Annotated in this window: 18 protein-coding genes; 10 read left to right on the top strand and 8 right to left on the bottom strand. The window is 56.3% G+C overall.

Going from position 1 to position 19,270, the window contains the following annotated elements:
• Positions 1-288 precede the first annotated feature (288 nt).
• A complete protein-coding gene (locus CKW31_RS00745; RefSeq protein ID WP_256582454.1) occupies positions 289-2,943 on the bottom strand; it encodes a dermonecrotic toxin domain-containing protein in 2,655 nt (884 codons plus the stop codon).
• 378 nt (positions 2,944-3,321) lie between these two features.
• On the opposite strand from CKW31_RS00745, the gene CKW31_RS00750 reads away from it, so the two are divergent.
• The 3 genes from CKW31_RS00750 (at position 3,322) to selO (ending at position 10,337) form a co-directional block, all read left to right on the top strand.
• On the top strand, positions 3,322-5,064 hold the full coding sequence (locus tag CKW31_RS00750) for a potassium/proton antiporter (protein WP_095092893.1): 1,743 nt from the start codon (positions 3,322-3,324) through the stop codon (positions 5,062-5,064).
• A gap of 35 nt (positions 5,065-5,099) precedes the next feature.
• Positions 5,100-8,477: a mechanosensitive channel MscK gene (gene mscK / locus CKW31_RS00755; protein ID WP_095092447.1), complete on the top strand. Its 3,378-nt coding sequence runs from the start codon at positions 5,100-5,102 to the stop codon at positions 8,475-8,477.
• A gap of 396 nt (positions 8,478-8,873) precedes the next feature.
• Positions 8,874-10,337, top strand: a complete 1,464-nt coding sequence (gene selO / locus CKW31_RS00760; protein WP_095092448.1) for a protein adenylyltransferase SelO — start codon at positions 8,874-8,876, stop codon at positions 10,335-10,337.
• On the opposite strand, the gene CKW31_RS00765 is transcribed toward selO, so the two are convergent.
• From CKW31_RS00765 to CKW31_RS00790, 6 genes are all read right to left on the bottom strand, one after another.
• Positions 10,321-11,169, bottom strand: a complete 849-nt coding sequence (locus CKW31_RS00765) for a hypothetical protein (protein WP_095092449.1) — start codon at positions 11,167-11,169, stop codon at positions 10,321-10,323. The two genes, selO and CKW31_RS00765, sit on opposite strands and share 17 nt — an antisense overlap.
• Before the next feature lie 34 nt (positions 11,170-11,203).
• Entirely contained in the window at positions 11,204-12,067 is an 864-nt protein-coding gene (locus tag CKW31_RS00770) for a hypothetical protein (RefSeq protein WP_141230102.1), read from the bottom strand.
• A 92-nt stretch (positions 12,068-12,159) separates the two neighbouring features.
• Positions 12,160-12,603: a hypothetical protein gene (locus tag CKW31_RS00775; protein WP_095092451.1), complete on the bottom strand. Its 444-nt coding sequence runs from the start codon at positions 12,601-12,603 to the stop codon at positions 12,160-12,162.
• 352 nt (positions 12,604-12,955) lie between these two features.
• Positions 12,956-13,357 (bottom strand): type II toxin-antitoxin system HigA family antitoxin, encoded by a 402-nt coding sequence (locus tag CKW31_RS00780; protein ID WP_095092452.1) that lies wholly within the window; start codon positions 13,355-13,357, stop codon positions 12,956-12,958.
• 2 nt (positions 13,358-13,359) lie between these two features.
• A complete protein-coding gene (locus tag CKW31_RS00785) occupies positions 13,360-13,647 on the bottom strand; it encodes a type II toxin-antitoxin system HigB family toxin (RefSeq protein WP_095092453.1) in 288 nt (95 codons plus the stop codon).
• 85 nt (positions 13,648-13,732) lie between these two features.
• Positions 13,733-14,428, bottom strand: coding sequence for an aspartate/glutamate racemase family protein (locus CKW31_RS00790; protein WP_095092454.1), 696 nt, complete (start codon positions 14,426-14,428; stop codon positions 13,733-13,735).
• Between the two features lie 119 nt (positions 14,429-14,547).
• On the opposite strand from CKW31_RS00790, the gene trxC reads away from it, so the two are divergent.
• Together trxC and CKW31_RS00800 are read left to right on the top strand one after the other, a co-directional pair.
• A complete protein-coding gene (gene trxC / locus CKW31_RS00795) occupies positions 14,548-14,982 on the top strand; it encodes a thioredoxin TrxC (RefSeq protein ID WP_095092455.1) in 435 nt (144 codons plus the stop codon).
• Positions 14,983-15,117: 135 nt separating this feature from the next.
• On the top strand, positions 15,118-15,516 hold the full coding sequence (locus tag CKW31_RS00800; RefSeq protein WP_095092456.1) for a PAAR domain-containing protein: 399 nt from the start codon (positions 15,118-15,120) through the stop codon (positions 15,514-15,516).
• A gap of 153 nt (positions 15,517-15,669) precedes the next feature.
• Here the strand turns inward: CKW31_RS00800 and CKW31_RS00805 are convergent, their stop codons facing one another.
• Positions 15,670-16,443 carry a ParA family protein gene (locus tag CKW31_RS00805; protein ID WP_095092457.1) on the bottom strand — a complete coding sequence of 258 codons (774 nt, stop codon included), beginning with the start codon at positions 16,441-16,443 and terminating at the stop codon, positions 15,670-15,672.
• Positions 16,444-16,716: 273 nt separating this feature from the next.
• Here CKW31_RS00805 and CKW31_RS00810 point away from each other — a divergent pair, with 273 nt between their 5' ends.
• From CKW31_RS00810 to CKW31_RS00830, 5 genes are read left to right on the top strand one after another with little or no spacing between them, the layout of a single operon-like run.
• Positions 16,717-17,439 (top strand): beta-ketoacyl synthase chain length factor, encoded by a 723-nt coding sequence (locus CKW31_RS00810; RefSeq protein ID WP_095092458.1) that lies wholly within the window; start codon positions 16,717-16,719, stop codon positions 17,437-17,439.
• Entirely contained in the window at positions 17,415-18,227 is an 813-nt protein-coding gene (locus CKW31_RS00815; RefSeq protein WP_095092459.1) for a 1-acyl-sn-glycerol-3-phosphate acyltransferase, read from the top strand. Before CKW31_RS00810 ends, CKW31_RS00815 begins: the two co-directional genes overlap by 25 nt.
• Positions 18,202-18,462 carry a phosphopantetheine-binding protein gene (locus tag CKW31_RS00820; RefSeq protein ID WP_027901954.1) on the top strand — a complete coding sequence of 87 codons (261 nt, stop codon included), beginning with the start codon at positions 18,202-18,204 and terminating at the stop codon, positions 18,460-18,462. The genes CKW31_RS00815 and CKW31_RS00820 overlap by 26 nt, the downstream gene beginning before the upstream one ends.
• A 9-nt stretch (positions 18,463-18,471) precedes the next feature.
• Positions 18,472-18,726: an acyl carrier protein gene (locus CKW31_RS00825; RefSeq protein ID WP_095092460.1), complete on the top strand. Its 255-nt coding sequence runs from the start codon at positions 18,472-18,474 to the stop codon at positions 18,724-18,726.
• Positions 18,723-19,268 (top strand): hypothetical protein, encoded by a 546-nt coding sequence (locus CKW31_RS00830; protein WP_095092461.1) that lies wholly within the window; start codon positions 18,723-18,725, stop codon positions 19,266-19,268. Before CKW31_RS00825 ends, CKW31_RS00830 begins: the two co-directional genes overlap by 4 nt.
• Positions 19,269-19,270 lie beyond the last annotated feature (2 nt).

Here is a 19,270-nt window from a genome sequence, read left to right on the forward strand (position 1 = left end):
GACTTTTTAGCTTGTGGATTTTCAGCCTGCTGTAGATCATAAGATTGCCACCCCGGTTATGCTTTTCTCTCTACTCATTATAAGAGCTGTTCTACACAGGCCAGTAAACATATTTCTTCAGGGTTTCTACGAAAAGTCGATGCGGTTGGAATTACCGCCACGATTGGCTGGTGGCCCGCATAACGTAGCGTTACAAACTCTGCGACGCATCGTGGGAATTGATCAACGATCGGGTTTCTCCAGAGCGTCGCAGAATAGGCACTCAACCATCAGGAATGGAAAACCCGGCTAGACGCTCAATGCCTCATCAGGCGCAGGGAAGAATCGGTCAACCAGCGGCTTGCCTTCATCACCCAGCTTCGCTGCGTACTGCTCGCGGCTGAAAGGCTCGCCGGTGCGCATATCAAGCAGCACGTGCCAGGTCTTGGGCTGAGGAATTTCAGTGAGCTGAACCCTCATGAACTTGAAGTTGAGGCCGGTGACTTCCTGGATACCGTCGATCAGGAAGTAGTGTCCGGGCATGAAGATCGATTCGGCCTCCTGCGGAGTCGCGGAAAAAAGAGCCACCGGTATGCCCCCCAGATAATGTTTTGCTGGCAGTTCAAAGACCACTGCGCTGTCGTCAAAGGTGATCTGCTCGTGGGTCAGCGCGAAGGCTGCCGAATCCTGCCCTGCCTGACTGCTGCAAAAGACGCGAGCGATGAAGGGGTTTTCGCTGAATGAGGTGATATCAGTGGTGACCAGAACATTCCCGGCCTTGATCCGGCCACTGCGGAAAAAATGTCCCGAGGTGCCCCGCAATGCGCTACCGCCACGATAAAGGTTCACATCGTTGTTACGCCCCACCTCAAGCAGGTCATCCGCCAGATCTTCGATCAGCCCTGCCTGCCCTTCGCCCTGTGAGGATCCCGTGCGCAAGAACTGATTGAACATCGAATCCCTGACGCTATAAGGCTTGATACGATCGCCCGCAAAATCTCCGTTCGCGGCTTTGAAGACCCAATGCTCGTTGCCGCTGCTGTCTATGACGACCCTTGAGCCCGTCGGCGTCTCCAGCATCAGGTCATCGGCGTGTACCTCACGTACATTGATTACCGCTTCCTGTCGCGCCAGCGCCATTTGAGAGAAACGCTCTTCTTCCGGCAGATTGAACTGCATGTGGATGTCCCAAAAGGACGAACGCACTGTCGCGTAGGGTTTGGTGGGCGACAGCGGATTTGCTGTCGGCAGCGTAACGGAGCCTTCCGGCTGATCCACCAGTTCCCACTCCTGCAACGCATTCAGCCGTACTGCCCGAACAACATTGCTGTCAGTTGCGTGGGTGGGGTCGACGATACGCCAGCTATTGAGTTCATCGCTGTAGAGCACCCGGTAAGGCATGTCATTGAGGTTGATCCAGGTTTCACCGTTCGCCAACTGCTGAATGCCCTGCATGCGCCCGACCGCCGTCGGCGCATCGGCAGCCAATATTACGTTGCCCTCCAGCCCTTCAAGTGGGTCGCGAATGTCTACCAGCGGGATCATCTCGTTCGAAGGCGTGATACCGCTGCTTTCTGTTGCAGACGCTTCCACGCCAGCGGGCTCGCTGACCGGACGGACGCTCGCCGCCCTGCTGAGCCCCACCAGGGTTGGCAGGTTGAAGAGCAGAAATATCGCATTGAATATTGCGCCGACGAGACCGGCCTTACGCTCCCTGGCACTTTTCCCATTAATAGCCTGATCGGTTCTCAACCCGACGTTGGCGGCTCCAGCGCCTACCAATGTCAACGCCATCGGCCATCCCAGTGGGGCAAAACTGCCGAAAACGCTGATGAACGCATCCAGATACCCCATCCACATGCGTTTACGCAGGTCTGAGTTGGACGTCAGCAGAACGCGTGCATCTTCTTGCAACTGCTGCCTGGCGAGGTCGCGCAAATACTCGAAAGCATTTCCGGGAATGGTCCTGCTGCTGGAATTGATCAGACGTTGTCCGGCGACCCAGGGTGTCTGCACTATCCGCTGGGCATTGTCATCGAATTGCGCCTGATGCTGTTGCTGTGCGGAATGAGTGCGCAAAAACAGCGCCATGAAAGCCAAGCGCGTTGCTGGCTGACTCAAGCAGCGTTGCACCCAGTGATAAAGGTCGCTATCGGAGGCAAACACATGAAAGGGCTGTTCATCAGCGGGAAAATAAAGAATCTGCCAACCCGTATCATTCACCACGCGAAAACTTTCACTGCACGGGTAACCGCCGATATCGAAGGAGCGCAAGGTTATACCGCGGGGCGCATTGATCCTGGTGTGCAGGGTAGAAAGGGTCATGACCGGTTCAAGCTTGCCAACCACTGCGCCCATGAGGTTTTTGAATTGGCTCAGCGTAAGCTGGCCCGCGCGCAGTTGCTGACCGGCGGCGGCCAGAAAGCGTGAGCGGGCCAGCGTGCAAAAATTGTCGCTGTGCTGCACCCAGAAGCTGTCCATTCGAGCCTGAAACAACTGGTTGAAATCCAGCGCCCAGAAGTCATTCATGACCTGCATGGGCAATAAGCGCACTTCATTGCGTTCATCGAACACGCCGTGCGCGGGGCCATCCGTGTAAAAGCCGCCATAGAGCTGAAGCTCGTCGCTGGCCAGTTGGTCATGTGCAGTGAAGCGCCGAAGCAGCAACTCGACAAAATTCATCGACTCATAGGGCATTCCCGAATGTTGCCAGCCGGTAAACGTTCGCGGGCTGCTCATCGCGTTGTGAAAGCGGTGCCAATAGACTTTTTCCGGGTCCAGGCGCTTGCCAGTGTGCGTCAGCAGCAGCTTGCTGGCCTGGGCATACGCCGTGCCATGGATATCGGGGTAGTCCTCGACAAATTGCCGGGCGATCTGCTTGAGCTGCTGCTCATCCGTCAGGTAGCGGGCGTCGGCAGTGCCTTGGGTAAAGGTTAATGCGGGTTCAACAGGTGGACGATGCATGTGGCTTTCCTTGAGTAAGAAAAGCATGCACGTGATCAGGTTCGATGCGGGGGTTGGCGGTACTTATGTATGTTTTCCGCAGACGGATAATACGAAGTGGGACCGGCTTTAGCCGGGAAGGGGCCGGTACATTCACAATGTCTTTATCGTCAACAACGCAGTCTTCCCGGCTAAAGCCGGTCCCACGTCAGTATTCAGGGTTGCATCCGCCCGGTTGCGGCATCCCTACAGGCGATAAACACCTCTGTTCAGCCAATCAACAGCAATGCTTTGACAGCCAACCAATTCAACAGGTTAGAATCCGTTGGCACGGTGACTGCATGGTCATGACGTGCCACCTTTATTTTCTTATCGACCTTTCTGCATGGAGAAATGCCCTTGGATGCCACAACCATCAACAGCCTGTTCTTGATCGGCGCGTTGCTGGTAGGTGCAAGCATTCTGGTCAGTTCGATTTCCTCACGTCTGGGCATCCCGATTCTGGTGATCATCCTGGCGGTCGGTATGGTTGCGGGCGTGGATGGCGGCGGAATTATTTTCGACAACTACGCCACCGCCTATCTGGTGGGCAACCTCGCGCTGGCGGTGATTTTGCTCGACGGCGGGTTGCGCACGAGGGTATCCAGTTTCCGGGTAGCGTTGTGGCCAGCGCTGTCCCTCGCAACCGTCGGAGTCCTTATTACTACGGCTCTGACAGGCATGGTCGCGGCCTGGCTGTTTAATTTGAACATGATTCAGGGCCTGTTGATCGGCGCGATCGTCGGCTCAACGGACGCGGCGGCGGTGTTTTCCCTGCTGGGCGGCAAAGGCCTGAATGAGCGGGTAACCGCCAGCCTTGAAATAGAATCCGGCAGTAATGACCCGATGGCGGTGTTCCTCACCGTGACCCTGATCGGCATGCTCGCCAACGGCCAGACCAATCTGGAATGGAGCCTGTTGGTCCATCTGATTCGCGAATTCGGTATCGGCGGCGTGATTGGCCTGGGCGGGGGCTGGCTCATGTTGCAGCTGGTCAACCGCATCAATCTGGCGACCGGTCTGTATCCGATTCTCGTTATTTCTGGCGGTTTGGCCGTGTTTGCCCTGACCAACGCCATCCACGGCAGCGGTTTTCTGGCGGTTTACCTGTGTGGTCTGGTCATGGGCAACCGCCCGATCCGCAGCCGTCACGGTATTTTGCACATGCTTGACGGCATGGCCTGGCTCGCACAGATCGGTATGTTTCTGGTGTTGGGCCTGTTGGTCACGCCCCACGACCTGCTGCCGATCGCGATCCCGGCACTGGGCCTGGCATTGTGGATGATTCTCGTCGCGCGCCCGCTTTCGGTAATGGTGGGATTGCTGCCGTTCAAAGCGTTCCACGGCCGCGAAAAGGCGTTTATTGCCTGGGTGGGCTTGCGCGGTGCAGTACCGATCATTCTGGCGGTGTTCCCACTCATGGCCAACCTGCCGAACGCGCAGCTGTACTTCAACCTGGCGTTCTTTATCGTGCTGGTTTCGCTGTTGGTTCAAGGCACCAGCCTGCCGTGGGTGGCGAAGCTGCTCAAAGTGACCGTTCCGCCCGAGCCTGCACCGATTTCCCGCGCGCCGCTGGAAGTCCACGTCACCAGCGAGTGGGAGTTGTTCGTCTACCGTCTTGGTGCAGAAAAATGGTGTATCGGTGCCGCCCTGCGCGAACTGAAAATGCCCGAAGGCACGCGCATCGCCGCCCTGTTCCGCGGCCAGCAACTGCTTCACCCGTCGGGTAGTACAACACTGGAAGTCGATGATCTGCTGTGTGTCATCGGTCACGAACATGACCTGCCAGCCTTGGGCAAACTGTTCAGCCAGGCGCCGCAACGCGGTCTGGACCTGCGCTTCTTCGGCGACTTCGTACTGGAAGGTGACGCTCAACTGAGCGCGGTTGCTGCCTTGTACGGTCTGAAACTGGATGGGCAGGACGGCAACATGCCGCTGAGCCAGTTCATTGTGCAGAAGAATCGCGGCGAGCCGATTGTCGGCGATCAGATCGAATGGAATGGAACTATTTGGACAGTTGCTGTGATGGAGGGGAACAAGATCCTCAAAGTCGGCGTCAGATTCCCCGAAGGAAGCAACCCAGGCCCTGGGTTGTTCCTCTAAACTGCCCTTCTATTCGATCAGCTCGACCGGTGTCTATGTTGCCCCTGCGTAATTTCTTTGCTGCCATCCTGCTCGGCTTGTGCCTGTCTTCTTTTCCGGTACTGGCTGCCGATCCACCCACGCGCGAGGCCGTGCAGCAGAGCCTGGACAAGATCGCCGACCGCAAACTGCCGGACGCCGACCAAAAAGCCCTGCAACAGGTGCTGGAACAGACCCTGGGCTTTATCGACAGCAAAAGCGATAACGAGAAGAAGCTCACTGCGCTCAAGCAGCAACTGAACGATGCACAGAAGCAGATCTCCGAAAACCAGCGGGAACTGACGCGCCTCAAAGGCAGCAAAATCATCCCCGTTGCCCAGCGCTATGGCAGTCTTGACGTGCCGCAGCTGGAAAACATGCTCAGCGAACGCAGCACCCTGCAAGGCGAGTTACAAAAAGCCTTGAGCGATGCCAGCAGCATGGTCATCACCGCACAGACTCGTCCTGAACGCGCTCAAGCTGAAATCAGTAACAACCAGAACCGCATCCAGCAAATCAACACCATTCTCAAGCTGGGCAAAGACAACGGTAAGAACCTAAGCCCCGAACAACGCAATCAGCTCAACGCTGAGCTGGCGTCGATCAATGCCTTGAACGTGTTGCGCCGTCAGGAACTGGCGGGCAACAGCCAGTTGCAGGATCTGGGCAACAGCCAGCATGACCTGCTGGTAGAAAAGGTCAGCCGCCAGGAGCAGGAAATCCAGGAGCTGCAAACCCTGATCAACGACAAGCGCCGCGCCCAGTCGCAGCAGACCGTGACGCAGCTGTCTCTGGAAGCGCAGAAAGCCGGTAGCAGCAGCCTGCTGGCGACCGAAAGCGCCGCCAACCTCAAGCTCTCCGACTATTTGCTACGCGGCACCGACCGCCTCAACGAACTGACCCAGCAGAACCTCAAGACCAAACAACAGCTGGACAACCTGACCCAGACTGATCAGGCGCTGGACGAGCAGATCAACGTGCTGCGCGGCAGCCTGTTGCTGTCGAAGATTCTCTATAAACAGAAGCAGTCGTTGCCACACCTGCAACTGGACAAAGGTCTGGCGGACGAAATCGCCGACATCCGCCTGTATCAGTTCGAGATCAATCAGCAGCGTGAGGCCATGAGCAGCCCGGTTGCCTACGTTGAAAAACTGCTGGCCACGCAACAGCCTGCGGACATTACTCCACAGTTGCGCAAGACCTTGCTGGACCTGGCCGTGACCCGCAGCGATCTGCTGGAGCGCCTGAACCGCGAACTCAGCGCGCTGCTCAATGAATCCATCACCTTGCAGCTCAACCAGAAGCAATTGGTCAGCACGGCCATCAGCCTGCGCGAGACGCTGGATGAGCAGATGTTCTGGATCCCCAGCAACAAGCCCCTCGATGTGGAGTGGTTCCAGGGCATCTGGCCGCGTCTGCAGAAGCAGGTGGCAACCTTGCCGGTGGCCTCAAGCGTCAGCGAATTGAGCGATGGACTGACCCAGCGACCGTTGCTGTTCCTGCCGTTGCTGCTATTGATCGGCGTGCTGACCTGGAGACGTAAAGCGCTCTACAACAAACTCAACAAGCTGCATGCGGACATAGGTCACTTCAAGCGTGACAGCCAGTTGCAAACACCGCTGGCGATTCTGATCAATATTCTGCTGGCCATGCCGGTTGCGCTGGCGCTGGCCCTGTGTGGTTACGCCCTGCAAATCGACGCACGGGGGCAAAACGCCAATCTGGGCGAAGCACTGCTGCAAATTGCACTGGCGTGGCTGGTGTTCTACACCGCGTACCGGATTCTTGCGCCGGGCGGCGTGGCACAGCTGCATTTCCGCTGGGAAAAGGCCCAGGTCGAATTCCTTCAGGGCTGGATACGCAAGCTTGGCCTCGTCGTGCTGGCGCTGGTTGCCGTTGTCGCGGTGGCCGAGCATCAACCCGCCGCACTGGCTGACGACGTTCTGGGTATTGGCGTGGTACTGACCTGCTACGCGCTGATGGCCTGGCTGCTTAGCCGCCTGCTGCTGACCAGCCCAAGCAATCACAACGCTTCGCTGTTCCGCAAAACCATGGGACTGGCGTTTACTGCGCTGCCCATCGCGCTGTTTGTCGCAGTATGCTTCGGCTACTACTACACCGCGCTGAAACTCAGTGATCGCCTGATCGACACCTTGTACCTGATGATGCTTTGGCTGGTCATCGAGGCAGCGTTCGTGCGCGGTCTGAGTGTGGCGGCACGACGTCTGGCCTATCAGCGCGCCCTGGCCAAGCGTCAGGCTGCCAAAGAGGCAGGCGATGGTGATGCGGTGGTTGAAGAACCTACGCTCGATATCGAACAGGTCAACCAGCAATCGCTGCGTCTGATTCGTCTGGCACTGCTGGCCGGTTTCGTGGCTGCGCTGTACTGGGTGTGGTCGGATCTGATCACCGTGTTCTCGTACCTGGACAACATCACCCTGTACGAATACACCAGCGGTACCGGCGCTACCATGAGCATGGTGCCGATCAGCCTCGGCGACATGATTGGCGCACTGGTGATCATCGGCATCACCTTTGTCCTGGCGGGTAACCTGCCCGGCTTGCTTGAGGTACTGGTGTTGTCACGCTTGAGCCTTGCCCAAGGCAGCGCTTACGCGACCACCACCTTGCTGTCCTATGCCATTGCCGGTATCGGCTTTGTGTCTACGCTCTCGGCGTTAGGCGTAAGTTGGGACAAGCTGCAATGGCTCGTGGCCGCGCTGTCGGTCGGCCTCGGTTTCGGGATGCAGGAGATCTTCGCCAACTTCATCTCGGGCATCATGATTCTGTTTGAGCGTCCCGTGCGGATTGGCGACACCATTACGATTGGTAACCTGTCGGGCACGGTCAGCAAGATCCGCATCCGCGCCACGACCATTACCGACTTTGACCGAAAGGACATCATCGTCCCGAACAAGACGTTCATTACCGGGCAACTGATCAACTGGTCGCTGACCGACACCATCACCCGGGTGACCCTCAAGCTCGGCGTCGACTACGGTTCCGACCTGGATCTGGTTCGTACCCTGCTGCTCAAGGCCGCACGGGATAATCCGCGAGTGCTCAAGGACCCGGAGCCGATTGTGTACTTCCTGAACTTCGGCGAAAGCACGCTGGATCATGAGTTGCGCATGCACGTGCGCGACCTGGGCGACCGTAACCCGGTGCTCGACGAGATCAACCGCTTCATCAATAAAGAATTCAAGAAGCAGCACATCAACATCTCGTTCCGGCAGATGGAGGTTTACCTCAAGAATCTCAGCGGGCAGGAATACAAGCTGGTGCCGACGGACGAAGAGCCAAAACCGAGCGGGCCGCTCAAGCTGGAATCTGCGGAGCCGGTCAAACCTGCGGCGAAGGATCAGCCAGAGCCGCCGGAGTTGCGACTGGATTAAAGCCGGTTACAGAAATCTGTAGGAGATCGCTCTGTGCCCTGACACAGCGCTGTCGCGAAGCAAACATTGGACCTGTAGGAGCTGCCGAAGGCTGCGATCGCGGTGTATCAGGACAAATGCTTCGCAGCCTTCGGCAGCTCCTACAGAAAATGCATTTCAAGCCATTAATTTGCATTTTGTTTGATAGGAGCTCGGCAGCTGTTATCAAACAACATACAACCACTTGATCTGGAATTCTTTTCTGGAGCGACCGGGGTGGCGCTCCTACAGGTTCAATGTTTTCCGCGAGACAGCGCGGCTATCGGATGAACCTGCCGGCCTCCTATACCCAGCCACCAACTGGACGCATCCGGATCAACCCCGCAGAATGCTCGGACATTCTGCTGGAGAAGGCCTGTGAAAGCCCTCGACGAACTGACCTTCGACAATCGTTTTGCCCGCCTGGGCGATGCGTTCTCCACTTCGGTATTGCCTGAGCCCATTGCCGAGCCACGCCTGGTCGTCGCCAGCGATGGTGCACTGGCCCTGCTTGACCTTGATCCCGCCCAGGCCGAGCTGCCGCTGTTCGCGGAAATCTTCAGCGGGCACAAACTCTGGGCAGATGCCGATCCAAGGGCGATGGTCTATTCAGGTCATCAATTCGGCTCATATAACCCGCGCCTGGGCGACGGCCGCGGCCTGCTGCTGGGTGAGGTTTACAACGACGCAGGCGAACACTGGGACCTGCACTTGAAAGGCGCCGGACAAACCCCCTACTCGCGCATGGGCGATGGACGCGCGGTGTTGCGCTCATCGATCCGCGAGTTTCTGGCTTCCGAGGCGCTGTTTGCGCTGGGCATACCCAGCAGTCGTGCGGGCTGCGTCATCGGCTCCAGCACGCCGGTATGGCGCGAGAAACAGGAACGCGCCGCGATGGTGCTGCGTCTGGCGCAAAGTCATGTGCGCTTCGGCAGCTTCGAATACTTCTATTACACCAAGCAGCCTGAGCAGCTAAAGGAACTGGGCGAGCACGTGCTGGCGATGCACTTTCCGCATTGCCTGGAACAACCCGAACCGTACCTGGCGATGTTCAAGGAGATCGTCGAGCGTAACGCCGAGCTGATCGCCAAATGGCAGGCCTACGGCTTCTGCCACGGGGTGATGAACACCGACAACATGTCGATTCTGGGCATCACTTTCGATTTCGGGCCGTTCGCTTTTCTTGATGATTTCGACCAGAACTTCATCTGCAACCACTCGGATCATGAAGGCCGATATGCCTTCAGTAATCAGGTGCCCATTGCCCAATGGAACCTCAGCGCACTGGCTCAGGCGTTGACGCCATTCATCAGCGTCGATGCCCTGCGCGAGACCATCGGCCTGTTTCTGCCACTCTATGAGGCCCATTACCAGGACCTGATGCGCCGTCGTCTGGGGTTAACCAGCGCTGAAGACGACGATGGAGAGCTGATCAGTGGATTGCTCAAACTGATGCAGAACAGCGGCGTCGATTACACCCTGTTCTTCCGCCGCCTCGGTAACGACCCAGCCGCTCAGGCGTTGCAGTTACTGCGTGACGACTTCGTCGACATCAAAGGCTTCGACAGCTGGGCCGAACGCTATCTGGCGCGGATCAGCCGCGAAGACGACGGCACCGACCAGCAACGCCAAACGCGCATGCATGCGGTCAACCCGCTCTACATCCTGCGCAACTACCTGGCACAACAAGCCATCGACGCCGCCGAAAACGGCGACTACGAAGAAGTCCGCCGGCTGCATAAAGTGCTCAGTGATCCGTTCAATGAGCAGCCGGGCATGGCTGGCTACGCCCAGCGGCCGCCGGAGTGGGGGAAGCATCTGGAGATCAGTTGCTCGTCTTGATTGCAGGTGGTTGAGCTGACGCTGGCGTGTCGGCGCTCATCAAGGGCGACACGCCTTGCGTCGTAGCTTTGTTGCCCTTGCCAAAGGCGTATTTGTACTTGGCCATGACCTCGAACAGGGTCAGAACGCGGAACTCCTTTTCCTTGGCAGGGGCTGGGCCACTTTGCTCCGTCACCAAACGCGAGAGTCGCGTTTCGTAGTTATCGGGGTATTGAACTTTCTCGATATATGGCAGGGTCTTGTAGTGAGACAGGATCTCGGCGTAGAACTTGGGTGTTCGGCCGTTGTTTGCAGCAGACTCCTGGCGTTCCGGCCCCCAGAGCGACTTGTTCCATTTATCTTCAATACCGTTCACGGCATGACGAGCTGCATTTCTTTCATGCAGGGTGTAGGGGCCCTTCTCGTCGTAAATAATGAGATTCAACTGGTCCCTGGAAAGACCGGCAAAGGGGTTTTTCGCCTGGAGGTTACACTGTCTATACCGGCCCGTATATTCCGTAGCTTGCCGAGCTCTCTCCAGTAGTTCTGGATCGGAAGTATCGGGATACTCTGTAACATAGCCGCTCTCATCTGATCGCCAACCGTACTCAACCAAAGCTGTACGGATTCGATTACTTTCAATTCCCAACTGATGACGGTCCATACTCTTGTCTCGGGCTTCTGCCCGAACAGCACTTTCTGCCAGTTGGCGGGAGAGCGTGGATAACGTTGACTGGGTGTTGGGTGTATCAACAGTGATAGAGGTTTCTTTCTGCACGGTTACCGAGGAAACATTACTGAGCTGCGCAGCTTTACCAACAGCAACACTTGCGCTGGAAACAGTATTAATCATAAATCGACCTCAAAAGCAGAATACGCAGTGAAGATCAGTTAACTTTTTTTGTGGCGGGAAGCGGATCAAGAAGCGTCACACTGGGCCTCACCGCTTCGACAACCGGCTTTACAGCCTCAGGTTTGTTTTTACCCGGTACCGGCTGCTCTTTTTTCTTTTCCGGCAGCTGAATGCCTGCGAGGATTTCGTATAAGTTCAACATTCGCTCACTAGGCTTACGCGAACCGCCGTGCTCCGTGATGCTGGCTTCAAGCCGACTTTCATAACCTTTATCGTAGCGAGCTCGCTCAATGGCAGGCAGTGCTTTGTAATGATCGAGGCATTCAGTCATGAACTTGGGGTTCTTACCGCAGCTGTTATATTCCTGTCCTGCACGGGCTATTGATCCTGCTCGCCATTGTTGTTCCAGACTCGCGCTGCGAGACCAGGCGGCCTGCCTTTCATTGACCGTGTACGAGCCTTTATCGTCGTACGCAATAAGAACCGCCTGCTCACGGGTGAGGTCAGCAAATGGATTTCTTGCAGTTGGGTCCTGGGCTACAGATTTATTGACGTAGATCGTCGCCAACTTGGCTCGCTCAATCAGCACGGGGTCGTTGGTCTCCGGTACTTCTGCATCGTGCCGGGCTTTGTTGGCAACGTACGACTCACCCAAAATATGATCTACCGTTTTTTTCGCAAATTCTCCTAATTGCTCACGCGTCATGCTCTTCTCGCGGGCTTCGGCACGCACGGCGCTTTCACCGAGTTGGAGAGAAAGCGTTGAGACGCTTGCGGTATCCATTTTTTTTGAGATGTCCTGGACAGCTTCACTAAGGCCAGTGGTATTGGAATACCCGCTCTTGATGGGGGAATTGGAGGGAATCAAGGATGTGGAAACATTGACGTTATTAATCATATAATTCTCCGAAATCCAATATTGAAACTGGATAACAGCGCACCTTAACGGCATGAGCATTCTGCACTGTTACCCAGCTCATTCAAAAAGTGTTACTTCATCGAAAATTCAACTGCCCACGCATTGGTGGAGAAGTTGACAGATGTGATCTTCACATCACAACGCGCCCCGCCCTCTGCAATAGCGTTTTTAGTCCACTTAGGAACCCGCACGCCGCTCTGGAAATTCTTAAAGTATGTCGTTGAAAACTTACACACCTTACTTCCTATTCGATACATAACAACTGCATAGTTAGTATCGGGTGAAATATTACTCTGAACTCTATACCGAGCGAATTCACCCGCTTTTATTTCTGCCAAGGGCGTAGGTCTTGCGTTCATTTGGGTACTCATCCCATTTCTCCCTTCAGCGTGATAGAAGGCAGACTCCGCACCATTGTTCTTAAACGTCACATCGACCGGAGGCCCAGCCTGAACCACACCCGAAGCCACAGCTAAAACCAGCGCCAAAGGCGCCAGAACATAAATCCTTTTCATTGGAATACCTTGAATAAAATCAAATTTGTTTTGTGTTGAAACTTGAGAAAACGGTAGCGCCCCACAAAAAAACTTACAACTATCCAAACGAATACATCACAGGCAAAACCCCGTATTTACTGAGCAAAACAGAGCATTAAAAACCTAAATTTCAGAGAGATCTTTATTTACTGTAAGAAGTGCCCTACAGCAGAGGCCATTACGACGGCTTTCTTATAACTATGTAACGCAGGAGAGGGATGGAGTGGGTAATGCACAGTCAGTAAAGCGCGATGATGATTGGGACTGGATACACTCTACCCACTCCACAAATTTCGTTATTCAGAAAAGTTCTCAGAGGACATTCCCCCACTTAAAAAAACACATCAGCGGGAACGCCAAACCTCTCGGCCAGATAACGTATCTGACGAACATTGAGCTGCCGCTTGCCACTCAAGATTTCGGAAATGACCGACTGGGTTCCGACTTCAGGCAAATCTCCTTGATTTAAACCGTGCTCACGCATCAGGTACCGCAGAGTTTCAACGCCTGAAACCGCAGGCATGGGGCGATGTTTGTGGTCATAAGCTTCAATGAAGTCGCCAACCAGAAGTACGAGACTGTTGAGCGGGTGTGACTCATCCTCGCCGATAAGGGCTAGCAATTCGTCCAGCGAATCCATCAGCGCATCGTAATCGGCTTCGTCCTGAGGCCTGCGCAATAGAGGGGAGACGAAAGGCCAATGTTCTGCCGCCTGCTTGATGAGAGCGCTCATGATTAATCCTTCCACTTACCTTTGTCATACTCGGAGTGATCGAGTACGTGCTTGATGTAGATCCGCTGTGCTGAATAACTAACCCACGCGATCAGTCTTATCTTGTTGCCGCCGATATCAAAAACATGCAGCGGGCCGACCTTGTCGATGCTTGGGAAAATCGCCCTCATGGCTGCAAAGTCTGCGGGACGACATGCTTTAACTAATCGGTACCATGCGTCCAACGCGTTGGCAGATCGCGGCCATTTTTCCTTCGCTTCCCATATCCGCTTTTCAGTGATTACCCGCATCAGACATCCCAAGTCGTATTTCACGAGAGGATGTTAATCACGAAATCAGGTATCGCAAACTGCGATACCCAAAAATAGACCAATCCTACAACTCAAGCAACCACCGCAACCCCATCGCCACATGCTGCTCAGTGCTGTCGATCAACGGCAGCGGGCTTTTCGCGCCATCAAGCAACAACCCGATTTCGGTACAACCCAGAATCGCCGCCTCCGCGCCCTCATCGCGAAGCTGCTCAAGTACGTTCAGGTAGTAGTCCCGAGCAGGCTGATTGAATTGACCCAGGCACAATTCGGCGAATATCACTCGGTCGATCTCGGTCATGGCCTGAGCGTCGGGCAACAGGCATTCGATGCCGAAGCGCTCCGCAAGGCGGTTGCGGTAGAAGTCCTCCTGCATGGTGAAGCGCGTGCCCAGCAGTGCGGCGCGGGATAGGTTGCGGGCTTGTAGTGCCTCGCCGACCGCATCGCCGATGTGCAGCAGCGGAATGTCCACCGCAGCCTCGATAGCGGGCGCGACTTTGTGCATCGTGTTTGTGGCCAGCAGCAGCGCGCCTGCACCGGCCCGCTGCAGGCCTTGCGCGACGTGAGCCAGTTGCTCACCTGCAACGTGCCACTCACCGGATTTTTGCAACGCAGCGATACCCGCGAAGTCGACTGAATGCAGGAGAATCGGCGCAGAATGCAGGCCGCCGAGCGCGTCACGAACACCTTCGTTGAGCAACTTGTAGTAGGTGGCTGTGGATTCCCAGCTCATTCCGCCTATAACGCCGAGAGTTTTCATGCTTTGCTCCGTCACTGAACCGTTGAAACCAGCCTAGGGGCATTCATCCCCCCAAACCAGTCACAGCCAGGCGAGAACCGAGCAGTACAATCTGCGCATCATTAGATTTTGGAGGCCCCATGTCAGAACCCATGCTGATCCCCTGCCCGCATTGCAACGGGCTTAATCGAATCCCCAATGAGCGCCTGGGCGACCACCCTAAATGTGGCCGCTGCAAACAACAGGTGTTGCTGAGCACACCGTTCAATCTGACTCAGGGCGATTACGCCAGCCAGATCAAAGGCGATCTACCGCTGCTGGTGGACGTCTGGGCGGAGTGGTGCGGCCCGTGTAAATCCTTCGCGCCAATTTTTGAGCAGGCGGCCGGCGAATTGGCCGGGCGATGCCGACTGGCCAAGCTGGACAGTGAAGCCAACCCGCAGTTGTCAGGACAGCTGGGTATTCGGTCGATCCCCAGCCTGATCCTGTTCCGCAATGGCAAGGAAGTTGCGCGTCAAAGCGGCGCGTTCCCGTTGCAGCAGTTGCTGGCGTGGTTGAAAAGCCAAGGCATCTGAATCGATCTACGGGAAGTCAGCGCGTTCGCTTTGCTGATTTTTCCGTAGGGCCTTTCCGAAACAGCGATTTGCCGCTCCCAACTGCGTTATTCAGGCCTAGGATTTGATTCCGACTCGCTTAACGGAAGTACATCCATGTCATACGTAGTCAGGGAAGACGATCCAACCACTACCGGTGGATTTGTATTGAGTGCATCGGCAACTCAACTCATGGACCTTCGCAGGCTTGCCCGGATGGGCGACCCGGTGTGGTGCCCGGCCTGCGGGACCGTCGGTTACATCGCCCAGGGCAACCCGACGTTCATTGATGAATACATTGCCGTCGCGACCCACGGCCACAACGTCAAGTGCGACTGCGATACCGGCAGCCATCAGTTGATCGCGACCCAGCAAACCCTGGCGGCGGACATGGATGCAGCAATCGATATCCCGAAAGGCCTGGCCAAGCGGGCGAGGCTCGTGGTGGACAAGATGAATGCTGCTGTGAAGGAAGGTGTAAGGCCCTGCGACCTCCGCTCAGCAAGCAAAACCTGAAGTTTCAGGCATAACACGGTCTTCGTAGGACTGGCTTTAGCCGGGAGAGGGCCGGTACATTCGCCCTATATCTTTCGCCAGAAACACAGTCCTCCCGGCTAAAGCCAGTCCTACGGGCCGTCGTTTGCCAGGATACGCGCGTCAGGATCTCCCCTAAGCATGGGTCTCCAACCAATGATGCAGCTCCACGAACTGCTGGGTCAGTTTGTGGCGCGGCTCAAGGTAGATCAGGGGTTTGCTGGCCTCGTGCGATTCGCGCATCTTCACCGAGGCGTTCAAATACACCGGCAATACAGGCAGCCCCTCGGCGATCAGCTCGTCAAGCATCTGCTGCGGCAGGCTGGCCCGTGGCTGGAACTGATTGACGATGATCCCTTCCACTTGCAGGTCTTCGTTGTGATCTTCCCGCAATTCTTCCACTTCCTTGATCAGGCCATACAGCGCCTGTCGAGAAAAGCTGTCGCAATCAAAAGGTATCAATACACGATCTGCGGCGATCAGCGCCGAAACCGCATAAAAATTCAGCGCTGGCGGAGTATCCAGATAGATCCGCTCATAATCCTCGCTCAGTTCATCCAGCAATTTTCTGAGCTTATTGATCTTGTGCTTGGCTTCCAGCTTGGGCTGCAGGTCAGCCAACTCGGGGGTCGCGGTCACCACATGAAGGTTATCGAAGGGCGTTTCGTAGATATCGACGTGGTTTTTCTTCGCAAACGGCCCGGACGACAGGGTCTGCTTGAAAAATTCCGCGATACCCATGGGGATGTCATCCCCCGTCAGACCGGTCAGGTACTGAGTCGAATTGGCCTGCGCATCAAGATCGATCAATAGCGTCCGATACCCTTCATGAGCACTGACCGCTGCCAGGTTGCAGGCGATGCTGGACTTGCCAACGCCACCCTTCTGATTGAAAACCACCCGACGCATGAGTTGACCTCCTTGATGCCTGGATTGAGTACAGGGAAATAGTTGGTTGCTGGAGTCTATGCAATGCACGTTACAACGGCGAGCGCTTCAACCACACACGACAAAATCCCACCGGAAAAGTGTCAAATTCCGACATATTTGTTTTTAACAAATTGCTACTGTTCATCCTCATCGGGATAATGCCCGACGTTTGAGCGGAAACAAGCGAGTTCCGGGTAGATTGCCAGCAATATCGCAGTAAGCAGTAGCCCGCAGGGGCGGGAAGATAATCCTTTGATTACGTTCAACATCGCACAATGGCGCGCCTGGGCACCGGGGTTGACTCACGTCGACGACTGGCAGGCCTGGAGTCGGCACCCGACGCCCTTGCAGATCAGCGATGAATCGCCTGATGTGTCGTTCCTGCCTGCCATGCAGCGCCGCCGCCTCGGTCGTCTGGCCCGCATGGCATTTGCCGTGGGCTGGCCGCTGGCTGAAGGTCACGAGCGGCTGCCACTGGTATTTGTCTCGCGTCACGGTGAGACACCTCGCACCTTCGAAATCCTGCGTGACGTCGCCGATAGCCAGCCCTTGTCACCGACCCAGTTCAGCCTGTCCGTGCACAACGCGGTCATTGGCTTGTGGTCGATCATGCGTGGTGAAACCAGCGAAATGACGGCCCTGGCAGCAGCAGGTGACGGCCTGGAGCATGGTGCTTTCGAAGCCGCCGCGCTGTTGGCAGAGGGTGCGCCTGCGGTGCTGCTGATCGTGACCGAAGAACAGCCGCCACAGGCCTACTCGGGCTGGATAGACGACGTGCCCTTCCCATATGCCGTTGGCCTGCTGCTGACCCCGGGAACGGACTGGCAGTTGACCTTGCAGCCGGCCAGCGAAGAGGAACGGCCTTGTAGCGAATGGCCCCATGCCCTGAATCTGCTGCGAACGCTCAACACTGAACAACACACTTGCCGACACGCCTGGAAGAACCGGTTATGGAACTGGCAACGCAACCACTGAAAAAGCGTCAGGACGCCTATTACTGGCGCCTCTTCGCTACCGCGATGTGCTTTGCCCTGTTCGGGTTGGGCGGGCTGTGCCTGCGTTTACTGTACTTTCCACTGCTGCGCTGCCTGCCAGGCGATCAGGCGAAAAAACGCCAGCAGGCCAGACGGACCATCAGCCGTCTGTTCTGGGTGTTTATCCAGCGTATGGCGAAAAACGGCGTACTGACTTACGAAATAGAAGGCGCAGAACGGCTGGGTCGTCCGGGGCAAATGATCATCGCCAACCACCCTTCGCTGATCGATGTGGTGTTTCTGATCGGGCTGGTGCGCGACGCCAATTGCGTAGTCAAACACAGCCTCTGGGAAAACCCTTTTACCTGTGGCCCGGTGCGCTCCACCGGCTACATCAGCAACGATGGCAGCGCCGAGATGCTCGACACCGCTGCTGACGCCCTTCGCGATGGCCAGACCCTGATCGTATTCCCGGAAGGCACCCGGACACAGCCCGGTTGCGCGCCGCAATTTCATCGCGGCGCTGCTGCCATTGCCTTGCGCGGTGCCTCGGTGATCACTCCGGTCGTCATTCAGGTCAGCCCGACGACGCTGACCAAGGCCGAGCCCTGGTATCGCATCCCTTTACGGCGCGTGCACTTCAGTTTGCGCGTTGGTGCCGATATAGACCCACACGCCTTTGCTGCGCTAGGCCCAGCGCCTGTTGCGTCGCGCAAGCTCAACGACCACCTGCATCACTATTTCATCAGGGAGCTCGCCTTGGATGAGCGTTCTACATCAAGACATTAAGCAACTGATCATCGACGCCCTGGGCCTCGAAGACATCAGTACCCACGACATTGGCAACGACCAGATCCTCTTCGGTGAGGGACTGGGTCTTGATTCTGTAGATGCCCTGGAACTGGGGCTGGCGATCCAGAAGCGTTACGGCATCAAGATCGATGCGGACGCCAAAGACACCCGTGACCATTTCACCAGCGTGGACAGCCTCGCGGCTTTTGTCAGCGCACGACAAGCGGCCTGAGGAATTGACATGCAAACCCGTGAAGACATCTTCGAAATCCTGCGCGATGCGCTGGTAGAGCTGTTCGAACTTGAGCCTGAGCGAGTCACTCTGCAAGCCAATCTCTATCAGGATCTGGAAATTGACAGCATTGACGCCGTGGACCTGATCGACCACATCAAACGCAAGACCGGCACCAAAATCGCTGCCGAAGAATTCAAGGCGGTACGCACCGTCAACGACGTCGTCGAGGCGGTATACCGTCTAGCCAACGCCACAGAATGAAGCGGCTGATCGGACTGGGTCTATTGCTGGCGGGCGTGTTGTACCCGTTCGCGGTTTACTACGGTACCGAACACTTCGCGCCCTGGCAGTTTGCGTTACTGCTGGGTGTCTTGTGGCTGGGACGTGCGCTGACCGCGCGCAAGCGGCCCGCCACGCTGATCACGGCGTTGATCGCCATTGGCTTTTGCCTGCTTCTGGGCCTGCTGGACAGCGCTGAATTGCTGCGGTGGTACCCGGTGTTGATCAGCGCTTCAATGCTGAGTCTGTTTGGCATGAGCCTGATTCATGGGCCGCCGATCGTCGAACGCATGGCGCGTTTGGGGGATCCGCAATTGCCGGAAAAGGCTGTCCGCTACACACGTCAGGTTACGGTGGTGTGGTGCTGGTTTTTTCTGGCCAACGGGCTGATCGCAGCGGGTTTGACGCTGTGGGCTCCGCTGTCCTGGTGGGCGCTGTACACCGGACTTGTTTCATACGGATTGATGGGCCTGCTGTTTGCAGGCGAATGGCTGGTCCGCCGCCGAGTCAGAGGCGCGGCATGAAA

The organism is Pseudomonas sp. Irchel 3A5 (genome assembly GCF_900187575.1).
In the GTDB taxonomy this organism is placed as follows: domain Bacteria; phylum Pseudomonadota; class Gammaproteobacteria; order Pseudomonadales; family Pseudomonadaceae; genus Aquipseudomonas; species Aquipseudomonas folii.